The organism is Arthrobacter sp. ZGTC412, assembly GCF_002929215.1.
Lineage (GTDB): Bacteria > Actinomycetota > Actinomycetes > Actinomycetales > Micrococcaceae > Arthrobacter.
The window spans coordinates 275,559-292,654 of the sequence record NZ_PJII01000004.1 but is presented as its reverse complement, the minus strand read 5'-3'; the positions used below and the strand labels follow the sequence as shown (position 1 = coordinate 292,654).

Sequence of the window (17,096 nt, the reverse complement as noted above, 5' to 3'; positions counted from 1 at the left end):
GCCTGAATCACTGAGGCAACACTAGCCCCACCAGGTCACAGGAACAACGAAAGAATGTGGCTGTGGATAACCGATACGGTAATTTGGGACGGTGCTGATCTCTGACCGCGATATTCGCGCCGAAATAAACTCCCAGCGGATCGTGCTGGAACCGTACGATCCTGCGATGGTCCAGCCGTCGTCGGTGGATGTCCGGATTGACAAGTTCTTCCGTTTGTTCGACAACCACAAGTACGCGCACATCGATCCGGCGGAGGAGCAGCCGGAGCTCACCCGCCTGGTGGAAGTGGAGCAGGACGAGCCCTTTATCCTGCACCCGGGCGAGTTCGTCCTCGGGTCCACCTATGAGACCGTCACGCTCCCCGACGACATTGCGGCACGGCTGGAAGGCAAGTCTTCCCTCGGCCGCCTGGGGCTGCTGACGCACTCCACCGCGGGCTTTATCGACCCCGGCTTCTCAGGCCATGTCACCCTGGAACTCTCGAACATGGCAACGCTGCCGATCAAACTGTGGCCAGGCATGAAGATCGGCCAGTTGTGCTTCTTCCGGCTCACGTCGGCGGCTGCGTACCCCTATGGGCAGGGCGAGTACGGCAACCGCTACCAGGGCCAGCGGGGGCCTACTGCCAGCCGCAGCCACCTGAACTTCCACCGCACATCGATTTAGGTGTAGCCGCAACCACTGTTTAGGCTTTCGCCGCAATTCCGGCGGGCGGCAGCACGGACTTCACCAGGGGTTCCACATAGCGTGCGGCCAGCGGACCCATAACCGCCATGATCAGCACATAGGCAGTGGCAAGCGCCGCAAGTTCGTCAGGAATCGCCCCCGAGGCCAGGGCCAACCCGGCGATGACGATGGAGAATTCGCCGCGGGCTATCAGCGTGGCTCCGGCCCGGAAACGGCCGGGCCGGGCAATGCCGGCGCGCTTGGCGGCCCAGATCCCGGTTGCCATCTTGGTGACTGCGGTGATCAGGGCGAGGACGAGAGCCCAGCCGAGGACCGGGGGAATGGACGAGGGGTCCGTGTTGAGCCCGAACGCCACAAAGAAGATGGCGGCAAACAGGTCCCTCAACGGTTCCAGGATGCGGGTGGCGTTGTGGGCGGTGGCGCCGGAGATGGCGATGCCGAGCATAAAGGCTCCCACCGCCGCGGACACCTGCATTGCTGAAGCCAGGCCGGCCACCAGCAGAGCGGCGCCGAGGACGTTCAGCAGGAACACCTCGGAGTTCTCGCTGTGCACGGCCTTGGAGACCCGGTGGCCGTGGCGCAGGGCCACCATAAGGACCAGGCTCACCACTGCCAGCGCGACACCCACGGTGGTCAGTCCGCCCAGGAAGCTCACCCCGGCAAGCAAGGCAGTGAGGATGGGCAGGTAAACGGCCATCGCCAGGTCCTCAAAGACCAGGATGGACAGCACCACGGGGGTTTCGCGGTTGCCCAGCCGGCCCAGGTCCGTGATGACCTTCGCCGCGATTCCCGATGAGGAGATGTAGGTGACCCCGCCCATCACCATCGCGCCCACGCCGCCCCAGCCCAGCAGCAGGGCAAGGCCGGCGCCGGGCAGGAAGTTCAGGATGAGGTCCAGTACGCCGGCCTGCCAGGAGCGGCGCAGCCCAGTAAAAAGCTCGGCGGCCGTATATTCCAGTCCGAGCATAAGCAGCAGCAGGATAACGCCGATTTCCCCGGAGAGGTGTGCAAACTCGTGCATACCTTCGAGCTTGATAATCCCGCCGGCCCCGAAGGCGAGTCCGCCCAAGAGGTACAGCGGGATTGGCGACATTCCGATCCGTCCGGCCAGCCTTGCCAAGAGGCCAAGGCAGAACACAACGGCCCCCAGCTCGATGAGGGTCAGGGCCAGCGGGTCCATCGCGTTTATCCGTGACGCAGGATATCGGCCGCCGAATCGAGGCCTTCCTGAGTGCCGACAGCCACCAGCAGATCGCCGGTGTGAAGGACGACGTCGGGTCCTGGCGAGGGGAGTACCTCGCCCTCGCGCATGATGGCCACAATCGAAACGCCGCAGCGGGTGCGGATGCAGGCCTTCCCCATGGGCTGGTTTTGGAACGGGGAGTCGGGCGCGATCGAGAATTGCCGGGTGACGATGCCGGGAACATTTTTATGTTCTTCGGTCAGCTTCATGGCCAGGTGCTGTCCGCCCAGGAGGTTCCCAAGGGTTGCAGCTTCGTCCCCGGTCAGGGGAATAGAAGCCTGGCAGGTATCGGGATCATCCCAGGTGGAAACGATAAGCTCCGTCTGGCCTTCCCGCAGCTCCACTACGCCAATACGGCGACCGGATGCTGTCATAAAATCCTTCCGCCGGCCGAGGCCCGGAAGGTCCGTCTCATCCACGTTCATGGGTTAAGCCTAGTCTGCCGCCGCCCGCTTGGGGCGGGCCCTGAGGATTCCCGCAGGACCAGCCGCATCGCGGTGGGGCCGGGCTCCGGGGGAACCGGGGCACCAGGGGTGAGGGCCGCGAGCAGCTGGTGCATGGTGCTGCTTCCCTGGGCCTCCAGGTCCATCTGCACGGTGGTCAGCGAGGGCACCAGGAAGGCGGACTCCGGGTGGTCGTCCCACCCCACCACGCTGACGTCCGCGGGCACGTTGAGGCCGAGGTCATGGAGCGCGCGCATGGCGCCGATGGCCAGTTGGTCGTTGGCGGCGAAGATGGCGGTGATGGAGGTGTCGGCCATCAGGGCCCTCGCTGCCGTGTAACCGGAGGCGGAGCTCCAGTCCGCGTCGGCTACGCCGCCGTCCTCGATGCCCGCGTGGCCAACGGCCTGCCGGTACACGGCCAGGCGGTTGCGCGCTGCAGGCCACTCCTGTGGCCCGGCGATATGGGCAATCCGCCGGTGCCCCAGGCCGGCGAGGTGTGCCACGATGGTTTGCGCTGCGGAGCCGTCAGAGATCCGGCCCTGGCCGCGCATCTTGTCGTCGTATTCCCCGGCGACCACCACGGGAATGCGTTCCTGTGCCTGCAGGAGGTCGGTGCTTGAAATCGGCACGAAGGACAGGGCCCCCGCGAAGGGGCCGCCGTCGAGGATTCGGCGCAGCCTTGCCGTCCGCTCCGGTCCCGTTCCTTCAAGGGCCACGACGTCGAGTTGGTACCCGGCTGCCTGGGCGGTGGCGGCTGCGCCGTTGAGCATCCGGGACGGAAAGTACGGCGAGGCGCCGGGCACCAGGGCCAGGAGCCGGTACGTGGCCTTGGTCCGCAGTGAACGCGCCGTGAGGTTGGGCGAGTACTTCAGTTCCGCCATGGCCCGTTCCACCTTCTCGGACGTGGCCGCCCTTAGCTTGGAGCGGTCCGCCATGTACCGGGATACCGTTTGGTGCGAGACGCCGGCGAGCCGCGCCACCTCATAGATGGTGGCAGCGCGGGCGGGTTGCTGGGACTCGGCGGGGGTTTTCGTCACAGTCTGGAATCATCCCACGTGGTCAGGTGCCCGCACATGCCATAGCCTTCATCCGTCCGCTGCCGGGCGTGGGCTACTGCCGCTCCCGCCATGGGTACAGGCGAGCCGTCCTCCAGCTCCTGCAGCGACTGCTCGGTTGCAGCCACCTGGCTGCGGACAGTTGCCGCCCAGATTTCCTTCCAGCGCTCCACCCTTGGCCGGACCAGTGCCGCAGCGAGGCGGTGGAACTCGGCCAGGGCCTCCTGCCCGTCACGCAGGACCGACTGATGCAGCTCGGCGTATCCTTCCAGGGCCAGGTCCCGCCGCTGGCGTGCAGCAGCAGCAACCACTGACTGGTGCGCATCGGAGGGAAGGGCGGAGTACTCCGCATAAAGGTCCGGGTCCTGCAGGATGTGCCGCGGGAAGGTCAGCACGGAATCTCCCGCTTCGGGCAGGCCTGCGTTGGACATGATCACGTTAAGCGTGAGCCGATCCGTATTGACCAGGCGGTGCACAGTGCCTGGACTGAACCACAACAGCGACCCGGCTGTGAGGTGGTGTTCCGCGGCGCCGCCCATTGCGATGGTGTGGACCTGTCCGGTGCCGCCCGTGACCAGGTAGGCCTCCGAGGAGACGGTGTGCAGGTGCGGCGAGCCGCCGCACAGCCCGTCAGCAGCCTCCCAGTCATAGACCCGCAGGCCGGTCACGGCAGTGCCGCCGGGAAACCCGGGCACCGGGGGCACTGTGCTTAGGGCGCCGTTCATCGTCCTGCCCGGGACGCAGACCGACCCGCCAGTACACCGCGGGCGGCGGTGGCCAGTGCTTCAGCCCGGGCGGCGTCCGATTCGCCGTCCGCGATGACCACCCCGTACCGGTAGCGCAACGTGGAACCAGGCTCGAACAGAACTTCCTGGCTGAAGAACGGCGCCGGCCCCATGCAGGCGAAGGGCTCGGACCGGGCAAACCACTCGGGCTGGGGGTGGCCGCTTTGGGGGTCGTCCACCATAACAACGGTGGAGAAGCGGCAGGTTTCATCGTGCTGGCCCACGAAGGAAAGCCATGGTGCACGCTGGCCGCGCAACTCTTCACCGGTCGCCCCGCCGGGGCCGATGATCGTTCCGCCGGCGAAAGACCGGGGAGCGCGCCAGAACAGCCCGCCGTACCCGGCGTTTTCCCGTCCCTCAGTGGTGGGCGATCCGATGTGGATGTCCTTGCCGGAGACGTTGGTCATGGCTGAGTCGAAGACCAGGGTGTAGCTGGCGTCCTCACCCGGCACTACCTGGAAGGACCGTTGCTCCTCGACCACGAGGGACCCCGCCTGCGTGATCCACTGCAGCGTATGGACGAAAGTGAACCTGCCGCCGTCGTCCGCTGCCCGACGAACCTCGCCGTGCCGCATAGCGCCGTTGTTGGGCAGCCACTGGTAGTCCTGGCCGCGGCGATAGCTGGGTCCGCCCCAGAAGTTGTCCGGCCCTAAATGCGGCAGCGACCAGGCGATGCCCTTGTGCCAGACGTGGTCATGCGGGCGGTAGGCGCTCACGAGGTCACCGGTGCGGGTCCGGATCGGATGGAAATAGGGCCGGGGTGACTCCACCTGGGGATCGTCGGCGGCATAGGTGTACGTCAGGACGGGCACGCCGTCCAGGGAGACTGCGACGGCGGCGCCGTCGTCGGACCAGGTGAAGGGGCTGGCGATGGAGGTCGCGGACGATGTGGGGGCGGCGGTGCTCATGCGTTGCTCTTTTCGAGTTTCCAGGGTTCGAGCCGGCCGTCGGCGCGGTCGAAAAACGGGTTTCCTTCACTGATTTCGCCGCGGCGGATGGTCTTGCCGGTGATGGCGGAAGCGTATATTGCGGCCGCGAGTTCCATCGTGGGGTAGGCCTCGGTGAGGGTGACCGGCGGGACGGCACCCGAGTTGATCGCTTCGACGATCTCCACGTACTGGGCGGGGTGCCCGCTGGGTGTGACGGTTGAGCCGTCTGCCCAGAGGTCGGCGAGGTGCTCGTGGCCCGGGGCCGGGGTGAAGCGCCAGTGGGAGTCGTCGTAGCCGTAGAGGTGCTCGAGTTCCACGGTGGCATTTTCGTAATCAAACCGGAGCTGGGTAGTTTCCCTCGGTGAAATGACCGAGTTGATCACGGTGCTCAGGGCGCCGGATTCGAAACGCACGATGGCGGTGGAGACGTCCTCGGTTTCCGTGCGGCGTGCCAGCCTGCCGGCGAAGGCGGTGACTTCCTGCCACGGACCCCAGAGGTGGAGCAGCAGGTCGAACTGGTGGATGCCGTGGCCCATGGTGGGACCGCCGCCTTCCACGTTCCACAGCCCGCGCCACGGAACATCGAAATACTCCTGATTGCGGAACCACAGGGTATTGCAGAAGCCTGTGAGTGCAGTGCCCAGGACTCCGGACTCCTGCAGCACCGCCAGCTTCCGGGCGCCGCTGCCGAAGCGGTGCTGGAAGACGCAGCAGACGTGCTTGCCAGATGCGCGCTCCGCCTCCTCCAGTTCCCGCATCTGCCGCAGCGAGAGTGCCGGAGGCTTTTCGAGTACCACGTTCAGGCCAAGGGAGAGTGCCTCGAGGGCAAGGGAAGCGTGCGACGACGGCGGCGTGCACACAGCGACGACGTCCAGGCCTGCCCCTGCGGCGGCTGCGAGGCTGGGCGCCGTCTGGGCGAAGCCCATCTTCGCCGCAAATGCTGCTGCGCGGTCTGCGTCGACATCCACGGCCATGACGAGCTCTGCGCCCGCGAGTTCGAGGGCTTCGGCATGGGCGTGGGCTATGCCGCCCGTGCCGATGATTCCTGCGCGCGGTCGGTTGGCCTGCTCCATGGACGGTGCTCCTCGTCATTGAAAGGATTCATATTATCGATCACTATAAGTATGTGATCGATAACAATACGAAGTCAATACCCTTCGTTCGAAGTGGTGCGGCCGACGAGAAGGCGCGGCTCCTGGTCGGGTAATGCGATCCAGTACGCCGGAAGCGCCGTGACGGCACTGCACGCGAAGCAGATGCGCCTTGTCCCTTAGGCCCGGCAGCTTCCCGGAAAGATCAGGCCGCGGGAACGACGGCGATGGGGGCCTTGTCCGGTGATTTCACCGGCAGCAACACCAGCAGCCCGGCCAGTAGGACCACCATAATACCCAGGATGCCCCAGCGCTGGGCCTCGCCGGGCGGCACCAGGGGGGTGGCCAGGGTGATGCAAAGGGTAAAGAGCGCTGGCGCCAGGAAACTGACGGCCCTGCCCGTGGTGGCGTAAAGCCCAAAGAGTTCACCCGATTCGCCGTGCGGGGCAAGGCGGGCCAGGTATGCACGCGAGGAGGACTGGGCTGGCCCCACAAACAAGCAGAGGAACAGCCCGAATACCCAGAAGGTGGTGCTGCCGGGCCATTCCATGCCGAAGAATACATAATTGCCGTTGCCCAGGACCAGGATGACGGTGCCGGCGATCAGCAGGCCCACCAGGGCGCCGATGATCACCGCCTTGGGCCCAATTTTGTCGTCAAGGAAACCGCCGATGATGGCGCCCACGGCAGCCACCACATTCCCGAAGATCGCAAAGAAGATGACCTGGGACAGTTCGAAGCCGAAGGTGCCTGCGGCGATGATTCCGCCGAAGGTAAAGACAGCTGCCAGGCCGTCGCGGAAGACAGCGCTCGCCAGCAAAAAGTAGATGGTGTGCGGACTGGTGGCATAGATAGCCTTGATCCGGCGGATCAACAGCCCGTAGCTGGCCACGATTCCCAGCCGGCGGGCCTGCGGCGCTTTGGGGAGTTCGGGCACGGCGAACAGCACGGGCAGGGCAAAGACAAAAAACCACAGGGCAGAGAAGACAGCCACGAGCCGAATGTTCAGGCTGTCCTCGGTGGAAGCCCCAAACCACTCGAAGCTGGGCTGGACGAACAGCTGCAGGACGATCAGCAGCGCGACGATGCCACCCAAGTAGCCCGCGCCCCAACCAAGTCCACTCACTTTCCCGATGTTCCGCGGTGTGGAGATTTGGGCCAGCATGGCGTTGTAGTTGACGCCCGCAAATTCGAAGAACACGTTGCCCAGCGCGATGAGGGACACCCCCAACAGGAGGAACTCGGGCCGGGGGAACACAAAGAAGCACAGCGCAGTAAGGATGGCGACGGCGGCCGTGTTGACCCCCAGCCATAGCTTGCGCCGACCGCCCGCGTCCGACCGCTGCCCAGTAACCGGAGCCAGCAGCGCAATGGCGAGGCCGGCAACGGCCAGTGCCCCGCCCAGGACCGCCGATGCCTGGTCTTCCCCGCCGAAGGCGTTGGAGGTGAGGTACACGGTGAACACGAACGTGGTCATCACGGCGTTAAACGCAGCGGACCCCCAGTCCCAGGAAGCCCAGGCGAGGACCCTGCCCTTGCTGGTTGCCTGATTCCCGGATTCAAGTTCCGAGGACGGCTGCGTGGCCCCGGGAGCGCTGGCGGTGTTCATACGATGCATCGTATCCGCCCGTGGCGAACAGGCCACGGACCTGACGCCCGTGACGCCGGGGAAAAGTGGCCTGAGCATACAACACGCGCGGGGAAAGCGACAGCAGAGGCTTGATAAACTGTGCCTTCCCGAACCTTACGAATGACCGCCTGCTCTAACTATTGACAATCGAATCCTTGACGTTGCGGAGATAACAGTGATCACAGTCCTTGCCGTGCACTTTACGGTGGCTGTGGTGGCGCCGTTCCTCTTCAGAGCATGGGGCCGCAACGCTTTTTACGCACTGGCGGCTGTTCCCGCTGCCTCCTTCTTCTGGCTGTTGTTCCAGCACGGCCCCATCTATTCGGAGCTCGGGGCGGTGGCCGAAGTGGTCCCCTGGATTCCGGGCCTCCAGCTTGAGTTCGCCTTCCGCATGGATGCCCTGGCGTGGGTCATGTCCCTGCTGGTGCTGGGCGTCGGCTCGCTGGTCCTTGTCTACTGCGCACGGTACTTCAAACGGAAGGACCAGGACCTGGGCGCCTTCGGAGCCCAGCTGCTGGCCTTCGCCGGGGCCATGTTCGGCCTGGTGGTAGCGGACGATCTCCTGCTGCTGTTCATCTTCTGGGAACTCACCACCATCTTGTCCTACCTCCTGATCGGGTTTGCCCGGACCAGGCTTGCGGCACGTCGGTCCGCACTTCAGGCATTGATGGTCACCACCGCAGGCGGGCTGGCCATGCTGGTGGGCCTGATCATGCTGGGCTACGCAGCTGGCACCTACCGCATCTCGGACATCCTCCAGCAGGCGCCCGCGCTTATGGGCGGGCCTTCGGGCGCCATGGTGAGTGCCGCCGTCGTACTCATACTGGTCGGCGCCATTACCAAATCGGCGCTGGTCCCGTTCCATTTCTGGCTCCCGGGAGCCATGGCCGCCCCCACCCCGGTCAGCGCGTACCTGCACGCCGCGGCGATGGTCAAAGCAGGCATTTACCTCGTTGCGCGGCTGGCCCCGGGCTTCTCCGAGACGTCTTTCTGGCATCCGGTGGTGCTGGGCCTCGGGCTGGCAACCATGCTCGTTGGCGGGTACCGCGCACTGCGGCAGACCGACATCAAGCTCATCCTCGCCTACGGTACGGTGAGCCAGCTGGGCTTCCTCACAATGGTGGTGGGGCTTGGAACACCGGACGCAGCCCTCGCCGGCCTCGGGATGCTGTTGGCCCACGGCCTGTTCAAGGCCACCCTGTTCCTGGTGGTGGGCATCATCGACCACCAGTCCGGCACCCGCGACGTCCGAAAGCTCTCCGGGGTTTTCCGGTCCTCCCGCGCACTGGGGATTGTGGCCGGCATCGGCGCCGCATCGATGGCAGGAGTGCCTTTCCTGGGCGGCTTCGTGGCCAAGGAATCGGTGCTGGAGGCGTTCGTCCACCACGCAGGCGACCCCGCCGCCGGCCCTTGGGTGATGGTTGTTTTGGCCGGGCTTGTCCTGGGATCGATTCTTACCTTCGCGTACAGCGCACGCTTTATGTGGGGCGCATTTGCCGTCAAGCCGGGCGTGGAGCGCACGCCCTTTAAGTCCATCAGCCCCTCGTTCCTGGCCGCGCCGGCAATCCTCAGCGTCCTGACCATTGCCTACGGCCTGTGGCCGGTCCCGGTGGACGCCTGGATTCAGCCGTACGCCGCCCTGTTTGCTTCTTCCGCTCCTGACGCCGGTACGCCCGCTGAGCAGGCAGGTCACCTCGCCCTGTGGCATGGCTTCACGCCCGCGCTGGGCCTGACGGGCCTCACCTTCGCGCTTGGCGTGGCGATGTACTTGGGCCGCAACGTGGTTTCGCGGGCCCAGTCCGTGGTGCCGGCGTGGGTAGATGCGGACAAGGCCTACCAGTACACCGTTGGAGCGCTGGATGATGTGGCGGTGTGGGTCACCGGCCGCACCCAGCGCGGTTCGCTGTATTACTACCTGGCCGTTATCCTCAGCGTCGCCTTTGTGCTGCCGCTGGCGGCCATCCTGCTGGCGGGCAAGCCGTTGCCGGACGGTATCTACCTTGTGGATCCAGGTTCCCCCCTCCAGCTGGTGGTAGGCGCGGGAATCGTGATCGGTGCCTTGGCCGCGGTCAAAGCCAACAAGCGTTTCCTGGCGGTACTGATGGTGTCCGTCACCGGCTACGGCATCGCCCTGATGTTTGCTCTCCAAGGCGCCCCGGACCTGGCCCTGACCCAAATGCTGGTGGAAACCATCGTCCTGGTGGCCTTCGTCCTGGCGCTGCGCAGCCTGCCGCCGGAGCTCCGCGACCGAACCGGCGGCAAATACCGCGTGGTGCGGGTCATCATCGGCCTGTGCTTCGGCGTCACCATGGTTTTTGCGGCCATTTACGCCATGGGAGCCCGGACAGCCATCCCTGTTTCGCTGGAATTCCCGCGGCTCGCTTACGAGGGCGGCGGGGGATTGAACATCGTCAACGTGACGCTTGTGGACATCCGTGCCTGGGACACCTTCGGCGAGATTACCGTCCTTGCCCTGGCAGCCACAGGTGTCGCCAGCCTTATCTTCATCCGAGGCCGCGGCGACCACATTAAGAATTCCGCCACCGTCGCCGCGGGCACAGTGGGCCGCTACCGCGCAGTCAACCCCAGCACGCGGGACGCCGCCGCGCTCGCCGTCAGCCGGAAGTTCGCCGCCTCCGCCAGGGACGCGTGGATTGTCGCCGGCCGGACCCTTGCCCCGGAACGCCGCTCCATCATTTTCGAAGTTGTGACCCGGCTGATTTTCCACTCCATGATCATCTTCTCGTTGTACCTCCTGCTGGCCGGCCACAACCTTCCGGGCGGAGGTTTTGCAGGCGGCCTCACCGCAGGCCTTGCCCTGACCATCCGCTACCTTGCCGGCGGGCGGTTTGAACTCAGCGAGGCCACACCCGTGAGCGCGGGCGCCCTCCTGGGTGTCGGGCTGGCAGTTGCCGCAATCTCGGGGGTGGCGCCGCTGCTGCTGGGCGGCCAGGTGTTCCAGACGGCCATCATCGACCTCTGGCTGCCGGTGTTTGGTGACATCAAGTTCGTCACCTCAACCATCTTCGATATCGGCGTGTACATCGTGGTGGTGGGCCTGGTGCTGGACGTCCTGCGGAGCCTCGGCGCCGAAATCGACGAGCACCTTGAAGAGCGGTCCGCCGCTCCCGCCGGTGATCGCACCGATGACGAGCCGGAATTCGCCGGGGCTGTGTCCGCCGCAGACATGCGGGATGCAGATACCCCCGCATCCGCACACGAGGAGGAGCCGGAAGGCCTGTCCGCCGAAACCACCGCAAAGGGCCAAGCATGAGCGTGAACCTGACCCTCCTGATTGTGATGGGTGCCCTGTACGCCTGCGGAATCTACCTGATCCTGGAACGCAGCCTCACGCGTGTGCTGCTGGGACTGATGCTCCTGGCGAATGCCACCAACCTGCTGATCCTGGCAACCGGCGGATACTCCGGGCTCGCCCCGCTGTATTCAAAGGACATTGCGGCGCAGGACTACAACGATCCACTTCCCCAGGCGCTGATCCTGACGTCCATCGTGATCTCCTTTGCAGTCACGGCTTTTATGCTGGGCATCATCTACCGCACGTGGGTGCTGGCGCGCCAGGATGAGATCCAGGACGACGTTGAAGACCTCCGGGTGGCGGTAACGCCAAGCTTCGACGCCGAAGACGACGCCGAGATCCCCGAAGAAACGTCCGAATTCCCGGTGGCGACGGTCGTGGCGGGCGGCCGTGAAATTCCCGCCGAGCGTGCAGCCGCAGAAGAGAAACCCGGCTCCAACAATGTGGCCCCTGGCCCGGAAGGAGTCGGAAAGTGAACATCGCAAGCTTTGCCCCGCTCGCCGTCGTACTTCCCATCCTGGGCGCCGCCCTGACCTTCCTGCTGATCCGGCACTCCCGGGCACAGCGGGCGGTCAGCATCGCGCTGCTGTCCCTCACGCTCCTGCTGGAATGCTTCCTGCTGGCTTCGGTGTGGGACGGCGGGACTGCTGCCGTGACCATCGGCGGCTGGCTGCCGCCGTGGGGAATCGTGATGGTGGTGGACCAGTTCTCCTCCCTGATGCTGGTGGTCTCCTCGGCGGTGAGCCTCGCCGTGCTGGTGTACGCCACAGGGCAGGGCATGGCCGACGGCGACCAGGACGCCCCGGTCTCGATCTTCCACCCCACGTACCTGATCCTGGTGGCGGGGGTTTCGAACGCGTTCCTCTCCGGTGACCTCTTTAACCTCTACGTGGGCTTCGAGATCCTGCTGACCGCAAGCTATGTCCTGATGACCCTCGGCGGCACCGGGCCGAGGATCCGGGCGGGCGTCACCTACGTGGTGGTGTCCGTGGTGTCGTCGGTGCTGTTCCTGATCTCCATCGCCATGGTTTACGGGGCCACGGGAACCGTCAACATGGCCGACCTTGCCATCAAGCTCGGCGAGCTGGACCAGGGCACCAAAACCCTCCTGCACGTGATGCTGCTGGTGGCTTTCGGTATCAAGGCGGCTGTCTTCCCGCTGTCCTTCTGGCTGCCGGACTCGTACCCCACCGCGCCCGCGCCGGTCACCGCCGTGTTCGCGGGCCTGCTCACCAAGGTGGGCGTTTACGCCATGGTGCGTACCGAAACCCTGCTCTTTCCCGGGGACACCCTGAACACACCCCTGATGGTGGCCGCGCTGCTGACCATGGTGGTGGGAATCCTTGGTGCGCTGGCCCAGGACGACATCAAACGTCTGCTCTCGTTCACGCTGGTCAGCCACATCGGCTACATGGTGTTCGGCCTGGCCATGTCTTCCACCGCAGGGCTGGGGGCGGCTGTCTTCTACGTGGCCCACCACATCACCATCCAGACCAGCCTCTTCCTGGTGACCGGCCTGATTGAACGCCGCGGCGGCAGTTCCTCGGTGGACCGACTGGGCGGCCTCGCCAAACTTTCGCCGCTGCTGGCGCTGCTCTTCTTCGTTCCCGCCATGAACCTGGCCGGCATCCCGCCGTTCTCCGGGTTCCTGGGGAAGGTGGGGCTGATGCAGGCCGGCATTGAGCTGGGCACTCCGCTGGCCTACGCCCTGGTGATCGGCGGGGTCCTCACCAGCCTGCTCACACTTCTTGCAGTCGCCAGGGTCTGGAACCGCGCCTTCTGGCGCAGCCCCGCTGACGCCGAACATCCGGATCCCGTACTGCTTGCCCCGCCGCTGGCGCGAGTGGCCGGCCCGGGTGCCAAGCGGAACACCGTGACCCTCCTGCCGCGCACCATGGTGGGTTCCACGCTGGGACTGGTGGTTCTCGGCGTCGCGCTTACGGTCTTCGCCGGGCCGTTGTTTACGGTTTCGGACCAGGCCGCGGAGGACATGCTGGACAGGACCTCCTATATCCACGCCGTTCTGGGCGAGGACACCGTGGTTCCGATGGTCCTGACGTCCGGAGGGGGAAAATGAGCCGTCGTCGCATTTCACTGCGCCAGGAGCTTCCCCTCCTGGTGTGGCTGGTCATTGTCTGGGGTGCCCTCTGGCAGGACTTCAGCCCCGGAAATCTCCTGTTCGGTGCACTGCTGGCCGTTGCCGTCGCCAGGTTGTTCTATCTCCCGCCGGTGGAATTGAGCGGCCGGTTCAACGTTCTTTACGCCGTACCCTTCGCCCTCGTGTTTTTGGCCAAGGTGGTGGTTGCCAGTGCGCAGGTCCTGTACCTGGCCGTGGTGCGCGGACCGAGGGTGAAAAACGCAGTGGTGGCCGTGACGCTGCGGAGCCACCAGGACCTGCTGGTCACGGCGACGGGGCACGTGATTTCCCTGATCCCGGGGTCGCTGGTGGTGGAGGTGGACAGGTCCACGTCCACCCTCTACCTGCATGCACTGAACATCAGTTCCGCTGCGGACGTTGACAACCTGAAGAAAGAGGTGCGTGCCATCGAAGCCGGGCTGATCAGGATCATGGGCACCAAGGAAGAACTCGACGCCGTCCGGCTGGAGGCATCGGCATGATGCAGACAGTCCTGGTCCTTACGGCCGTCATTTTCTCGCTCGCCGCAGCCGGTGCCATCATCAGGATCGCCCGCGGGCCCTCGCTGCTGGACCGCGTGCTCGCAGCGGACGTCCTGCTGGCTATCCTCGGCGGCGCCCTGTGCGTGGATATGGCCGTGAACCGGCACCTGAACAACCTGATGCTGGTGGTGGCCATCTCCATCATCGGCTTCTTGGGGTCCGTGACCGTTGCCCGGTTTGTGGCCGACCGAAGGGAGGTGCCAGGTGAGTCCTGACGCTACCGGCATGGACTACTGGGTGGACCTGGTGTCCGCCGTCTTTATGGTGGTGGGTGCCGTTATGTCCCTGGGGGCCGCGATCGGCCTGCTCCGCTTCCCGGACCTCCTGAGCCGCATGCACGCCGCCACCAAGCCGCAGGTGCTGGGGCTGTTCCTGCTGCTGGCGGCCATCGGTCTGCAGATGCGCACTTGGTGGGTGTGGCCCGTCCTGGTGGTCGCCTGGATCTTCCAGCTTCTGACGGTACCGGTGTCCGCCCACATGGTGGGCAGGGCGGGTTACCGCACCAAACACCTGCACCGCGAGTTGCTGACGTCCGACGAGTTGGAGGCAGTAGTGCAAAAAGCCGCCGCCAAAACCGCCCGTGAGGACGATTCCGGCGACGGCTCTAAAAAGTAACTGCTGAACGGTCCCGTCTGGTCAGGCGATGTCCTTGCTCTTCGCGAACCGGGTGATGGCCCGCTGGGTACCGCGGTTGGCCAGGACCTGGATGATGGTGCTTACCGAGGCCGAGATGAGCGCGAAGGTCAGCGCGGACTGAAGGCTCGTGGGGATGTCCTCGTCTTTGCCGGTAGGCGGCTTCCGTCCGGTGGATTTTTCCCAGATGGTGTTGACCAGCTTGGTCCCGACGAAGCCGGCGCCGAGGCTCACACCGGTGCCGAGCAGCTTGATGAAGAGATTCATTCTTGGTACTCCTTGGGGGCGGAAAACAGGCTGTACCCAGCCTAACTGCCCTCTGCCGTTCAACAGCACAGGCCCGCCAGCCACGCAGCGGCAGTGAGTAGCCCGGAGGACCAGACGGCGCCGCTACGGCGCCTTGACCAGGCCTTCCCAAACCACGGTCCAGTCCGGCGGGAAGCCCGGGGCATGCCGGTCCGGTCCGCCGTCCCAGCCTGCAGCCATCAGGGCGACGGCCGCCAGCAGCCCGCCGTTGCCCGGCAGATACAGGGGCAGCGGGTCGGTTTGCCGGTTGTGCCCGTTGGGCAGCACGGTGTTCTTGGCGGCGTCCAGCAGCAGGGCGTCGACGGCGGCTTCCGGATCATCCATGCGCGCCGCCGTCATAGCCATCACCGGGTAGTCCCAGCCCCAGGTGCTGTCCCAGTCCCAGTCCGTGAGAACTCCGGCCAAGGTGGCCCGCATGATTTCCGGATCGATGAGATCGGTCAGCGGCAGGACGCCGAGGGCGCAAAGCATGGACGGGTGGTCGGTGCGGATGGTGAAAGGCTCGACGCCGATCGCGGCGTAGGTGCCGTCGATGACCTTTGGCCGGACCAAGCCGTCCGCCACCGCCCGCCAGTGCTCCCGCGGTTCCAGGCCAAGGCGTGACCGCCAGCTACTTGCAACGCGCAGGGCCCACTGCCAGTAGGCGAGCTCGAAGGTGGGGTTGGTGACAGCGCCCCTCATTGCCTCGTAGCTTTCCTGCGCCGGGACCAGGGGCGGGCCCAGTTCGAACCCCCGCACCGTGGGGTGCGAGAAGCTGGCCATAAATTCCGCCGTTTCGAACACGATCCCTGCGAACTCCTCCAGCAGCTCCCTTGACGGCTCGGCGCGGTAAGCCAGTTCAGCGAGGTGAATCGGGTGCGGCTGCTGCCAGACCAGGAAGGTGCCGATGGTGCTGGGGCTCTCCCGCCCGTCCGGCCCCACCTGCTTGGGCCAGCGGACGCCGTCGAACCCTTGGCTCCTGGCTGTTTGGCCCGCCCGTTCCAGGATGGAGCCGTACCAGCGCAGCGCCGGGAGCAGGAGCGTGGTGCGGTTCCAGTGCGCGAAGTGGGCTGCGTGCCACCAGTGCATTTCAAGGTGGAAGCGGCCGCGCCAGGAGTTGCACACCAGCCCGGTCTCCTGCGGTGGCAGGGAACCCGCGCAGTTGATGGCCGTCAGGTACTGGGAGAGGACTATCCTGCGTTCCAGTTCCGCTGCCCGGGGATCATCCGTGCCTGCGAGTTCGACGGCGCCTCCTGACTTCCAGAAGTCCGGCCAGTAGGCCCGGGATGCCTCCACCACGGCGGTGCCCGGCATGGCGGTGGCCGACGTGCCGGATCCGGACTCGCCCTTGCCGTGTGCAGCGCCGCCACGAAGCAGGCAGTCACCTTGACCGGTGCTGATGAAATGAACGGCGACGTCCAGGACGTCCTGTCCGCCTGCGGCGCGCAGCAGAAGCTCGTGCGGACCCGTGGAAATGAGTTCCACCCCGGCCCCCGTGACCGCCACCTGGTAGCCGGAGGCGTCCAACTCCCGGTGTATCAGCCAGCGCCGGCAGGTTCCGTCCCCGGGCAACTCCAGGAGCGCGGTGGTGTGGGCTTCAGGGTGGGACCAGTCTGCGGCGTCATGCCAGGCCTCGGAACCGTAGGGGAAAGCGAAGGAGATGCCCAGGCCTTCGCGGAGGGCGGAGGACTCCACGCGAATCCCTAATTCGTCCCGGCGCGGATGGCACGCCGTCGTCACGCTCACCGGATGGCCCCGGAAGGTGAAGCTGCTGGTGACCGTGCCGGTCCACAGGTCGAGTGCCTGGCAGGGGCCCAAAATGTCTTCATCATCCAAAGGGCCCGCGTTGCTGCCGGAAAGGGCGAAGCCTATCCTGCCCAGGTCGAGGCGGTGCGGGTTGGCGCGCAGCCAGGCCTCCGAAGGGGACGTCCAGGTCTCCTCCCCGTCCACCATGCCGCCTGCCATGTCCACGTACGGCACCGGTCCCCGCGGCGAGTCGTAGAGGACGACGGAATCGTCCAGCCGGTAGTCCCCGTCCGGAGGAACGGAGTGCCAGCCCCACTGGGACTGCGTGCCCAGCAGCGTGCCCGGTGGCAGTTCGCCTCGGGCCCCCACCGGGTAGGCCGCTGGGAAGCTTTGCAGGCCGGTGAGGTCCACGGTGAAGCAGAACTCCCCGTTTCCTACTGTGACGGGACTGCGGGGATCAAGGCTTCGTTGTTCCACGTTGTGGCGGCGGACCAGGGACTTCCGGTCGATGGCGGTGTACTGGCTGTGCAAGACACACACCCTCCTGCCGAGAAAGCGATTTCTGGAACAGCA

16 protein-coding genes are annotated in these 17,096 nt (G+C 65.6%); 7 read left to right on the top strand and 9 right to left on the bottom strand.

What is annotated here, in order from left to right:
• Window positions 1-91: 91 nt before the first annotated feature.
• Window positions 92-667, top strand: a complete 576-nt coding sequence (gene dcd / locus CXQ88_RS08115) for a dCTP deaminase (RefSeq protein ID WP_104043645.1) — start codon at window positions 92-94, stop codon at window positions 665-667.
• A 19-nt stretch (window positions 668-686) separates the two neighbouring features.
• Here dcd and CXQ88_RS08110 read toward each other — a convergent pair whose 3' ends face one another.
• The 7 genes from CXQ88_RS08110 to CXQ88_RS08080 form a co-directional block, all read right to left on the bottom strand.
• On the bottom strand, window positions 687-1,868 hold the full coding sequence (locus tag CXQ88_RS08110) for a cation:proton antiporter (RefSeq protein WP_104043644.1): 1,182 nt from the start codon (window positions 1,866-1,868) through the stop codon (window positions 687-689).
• A 5-nt stretch (window positions 1,869-1,873) separates the two neighbouring features.
• Window positions 1,874-2,356, bottom strand: coding sequence for a cation:proton antiporter regulatory subunit (locus CXQ88_RS08105; RefSeq protein WP_104043643.1), 483 nt, complete (start codon window positions 2,354-2,356; stop codon window positions 1,874-1,876).
• Window positions 2,353-3,411 (bottom strand): LacI family DNA-binding transcriptional regulator, encoded by a 1,059-nt coding sequence (locus CXQ88_RS08100; protein ID WP_104043642.1) that lies wholly within the window; start codon window positions 3,409-3,411, stop codon window positions 2,353-2,355. The genes CXQ88_RS08105 and CXQ88_RS08100 overlap by 4 nt, the downstream gene beginning before the upstream one ends.
• Window positions 3,408-4,124, bottom strand: coding sequence for a cupin domain-containing protein (locus CXQ88_RS08095; RefSeq protein WP_258061751.1), 717 nt, complete (start codon window positions 4,122-4,124; stop codon window positions 3,408-3,410). The genes CXQ88_RS08100 and CXQ88_RS08095 overlap by 4 nt, the downstream gene beginning before the upstream one ends.
• 26 nt (window positions 4,125-4,150) lie before the next feature.
• Entirely contained in the window at window positions 4,151-5,122 is a 972-nt protein-coding gene (locus tag CXQ88_RS08090; RefSeq protein WP_104043640.1) for a PmoA family protein, read from the bottom strand.
• Window positions 5,119-6,216 carry a Gfo/Idh/MocA family protein gene (locus CXQ88_RS08085; RefSeq protein WP_104043639.1) on the bottom strand — a complete coding sequence of 366 codons (1,098 nt, stop codon included), beginning with the start codon at window positions 6,214-6,216 and terminating at the stop codon, window positions 5,119-5,121. The genes CXQ88_RS08090 and CXQ88_RS08085 overlap by 4 nt, the downstream gene beginning before the upstream one ends.
• Before the next feature lie 223 nt (window positions 6,217-6,439).
• Window positions 6,440-7,843, bottom strand: coding sequence for an MFS transporter (locus CXQ88_RS08080; RefSeq protein WP_104043638.1), 1,404 nt, complete (start codon window positions 7,841-7,843; stop codon window positions 6,440-6,442).
• Window positions 7,844-8,039: 196 nt separating this feature from the next.
• On the opposite strand from CXQ88_RS08080, the gene CXQ88_RS08075 reads away from it, so the two are divergent.
• The 6 genes from CXQ88_RS08075 to mnhG are packed head-to-tail and all read left to right on the top strand — an operon-like array spanning window position 8,040 to window position 14,474.
• Entirely contained in the window at window positions 8,040-11,138 is a 3,099-nt protein-coding gene (locus CXQ88_RS08075) for a Na+/H+ antiporter subunit A (RefSeq protein ID WP_104043637.1), read from the top strand.
• On the top strand, window positions 11,135-11,656 hold the full coding sequence (locus tag CXQ88_RS08070) for a Na(+)/H(+) antiporter subunit C (protein ID WP_104043636.1): 522 nt from the start codon (window positions 11,135-11,137) through the stop codon (window positions 11,654-11,656). Before CXQ88_RS08075 ends, CXQ88_RS08070 begins: the two co-directional genes overlap by 4 nt.
• Window positions 11,653-13,257: a Na+/H+ antiporter subunit D gene (locus CXQ88_RS08065; protein ID WP_104043635.1), complete on the top strand. Its 1,605-nt coding sequence runs from the start codon at window positions 11,653-11,655 to the stop codon at window positions 13,255-13,257. Before CXQ88_RS08070 ends, CXQ88_RS08065 begins: the two co-directional genes overlap by 4 nt.
• Window positions 13,254-13,799, top strand: a complete 546-nt coding sequence (locus CXQ88_RS08060; RefSeq protein WP_104043634.1) for a Na+/H+ antiporter subunit E — start codon at window positions 13,254-13,256, stop codon at window positions 13,797-13,799. Before CXQ88_RS08065 ends, CXQ88_RS08060 begins: the two co-directional genes overlap by 4 nt.
• The gene (locus CXQ88_RS08055; protein ID WP_104043633.1) at window positions 13,796-14,074 is read left to right on the top strand and encodes a monovalent cation/H+ antiporter complex subunit F; all 279 of its coding nucleotides are present in this window, start codon (window positions 13,796-13,798) and stop codon (window positions 14,072-14,074) included. Before CXQ88_RS08060 ends, CXQ88_RS08055 begins: the two co-directional genes overlap by 4 nt.
• Entirely contained in the window at window positions 14,064-14,474 is a 411-nt protein-coding gene (mnhG, locus tag CXQ88_RS08050; RefSeq protein WP_104043632.1) for a monovalent cation/H(+) antiporter subunit G, read from the top strand. Before CXQ88_RS08055 ends, mnhG begins: the two co-directional genes overlap by 11 nt.
• Before the next feature lie 21 nt (window positions 14,475-14,495).
• Here mnhG and CXQ88_RS08045 read toward each other — a convergent pair whose 3' ends face one another.
• Both CXQ88_RS08045 and CXQ88_RS08040 read right to left on the bottom strand, forming a co-directional pair.
• Window positions 14,496-14,759: a DUF4235 domain-containing protein gene (locus tag CXQ88_RS08045; protein ID WP_104043631.1), complete on the bottom strand. Its 264-nt coding sequence runs from the start codon at window positions 14,757-14,759 to the stop codon at window positions 14,496-14,498.
• Between the two features lie 123 nt (window positions 14,760-14,882).
• Window positions 14,883-17,054: a hypothetical protein gene (locus CXQ88_RS08040; RefSeq protein ID WP_104043630.1), complete on the bottom strand. Its 2,172-nt coding sequence runs from the start codon at window positions 17,052-17,054 to the stop codon at window positions 14,883-14,885.
• Between the last annotated feature and the right edge of the window lie 42 nt (window positions 17,055-17,096).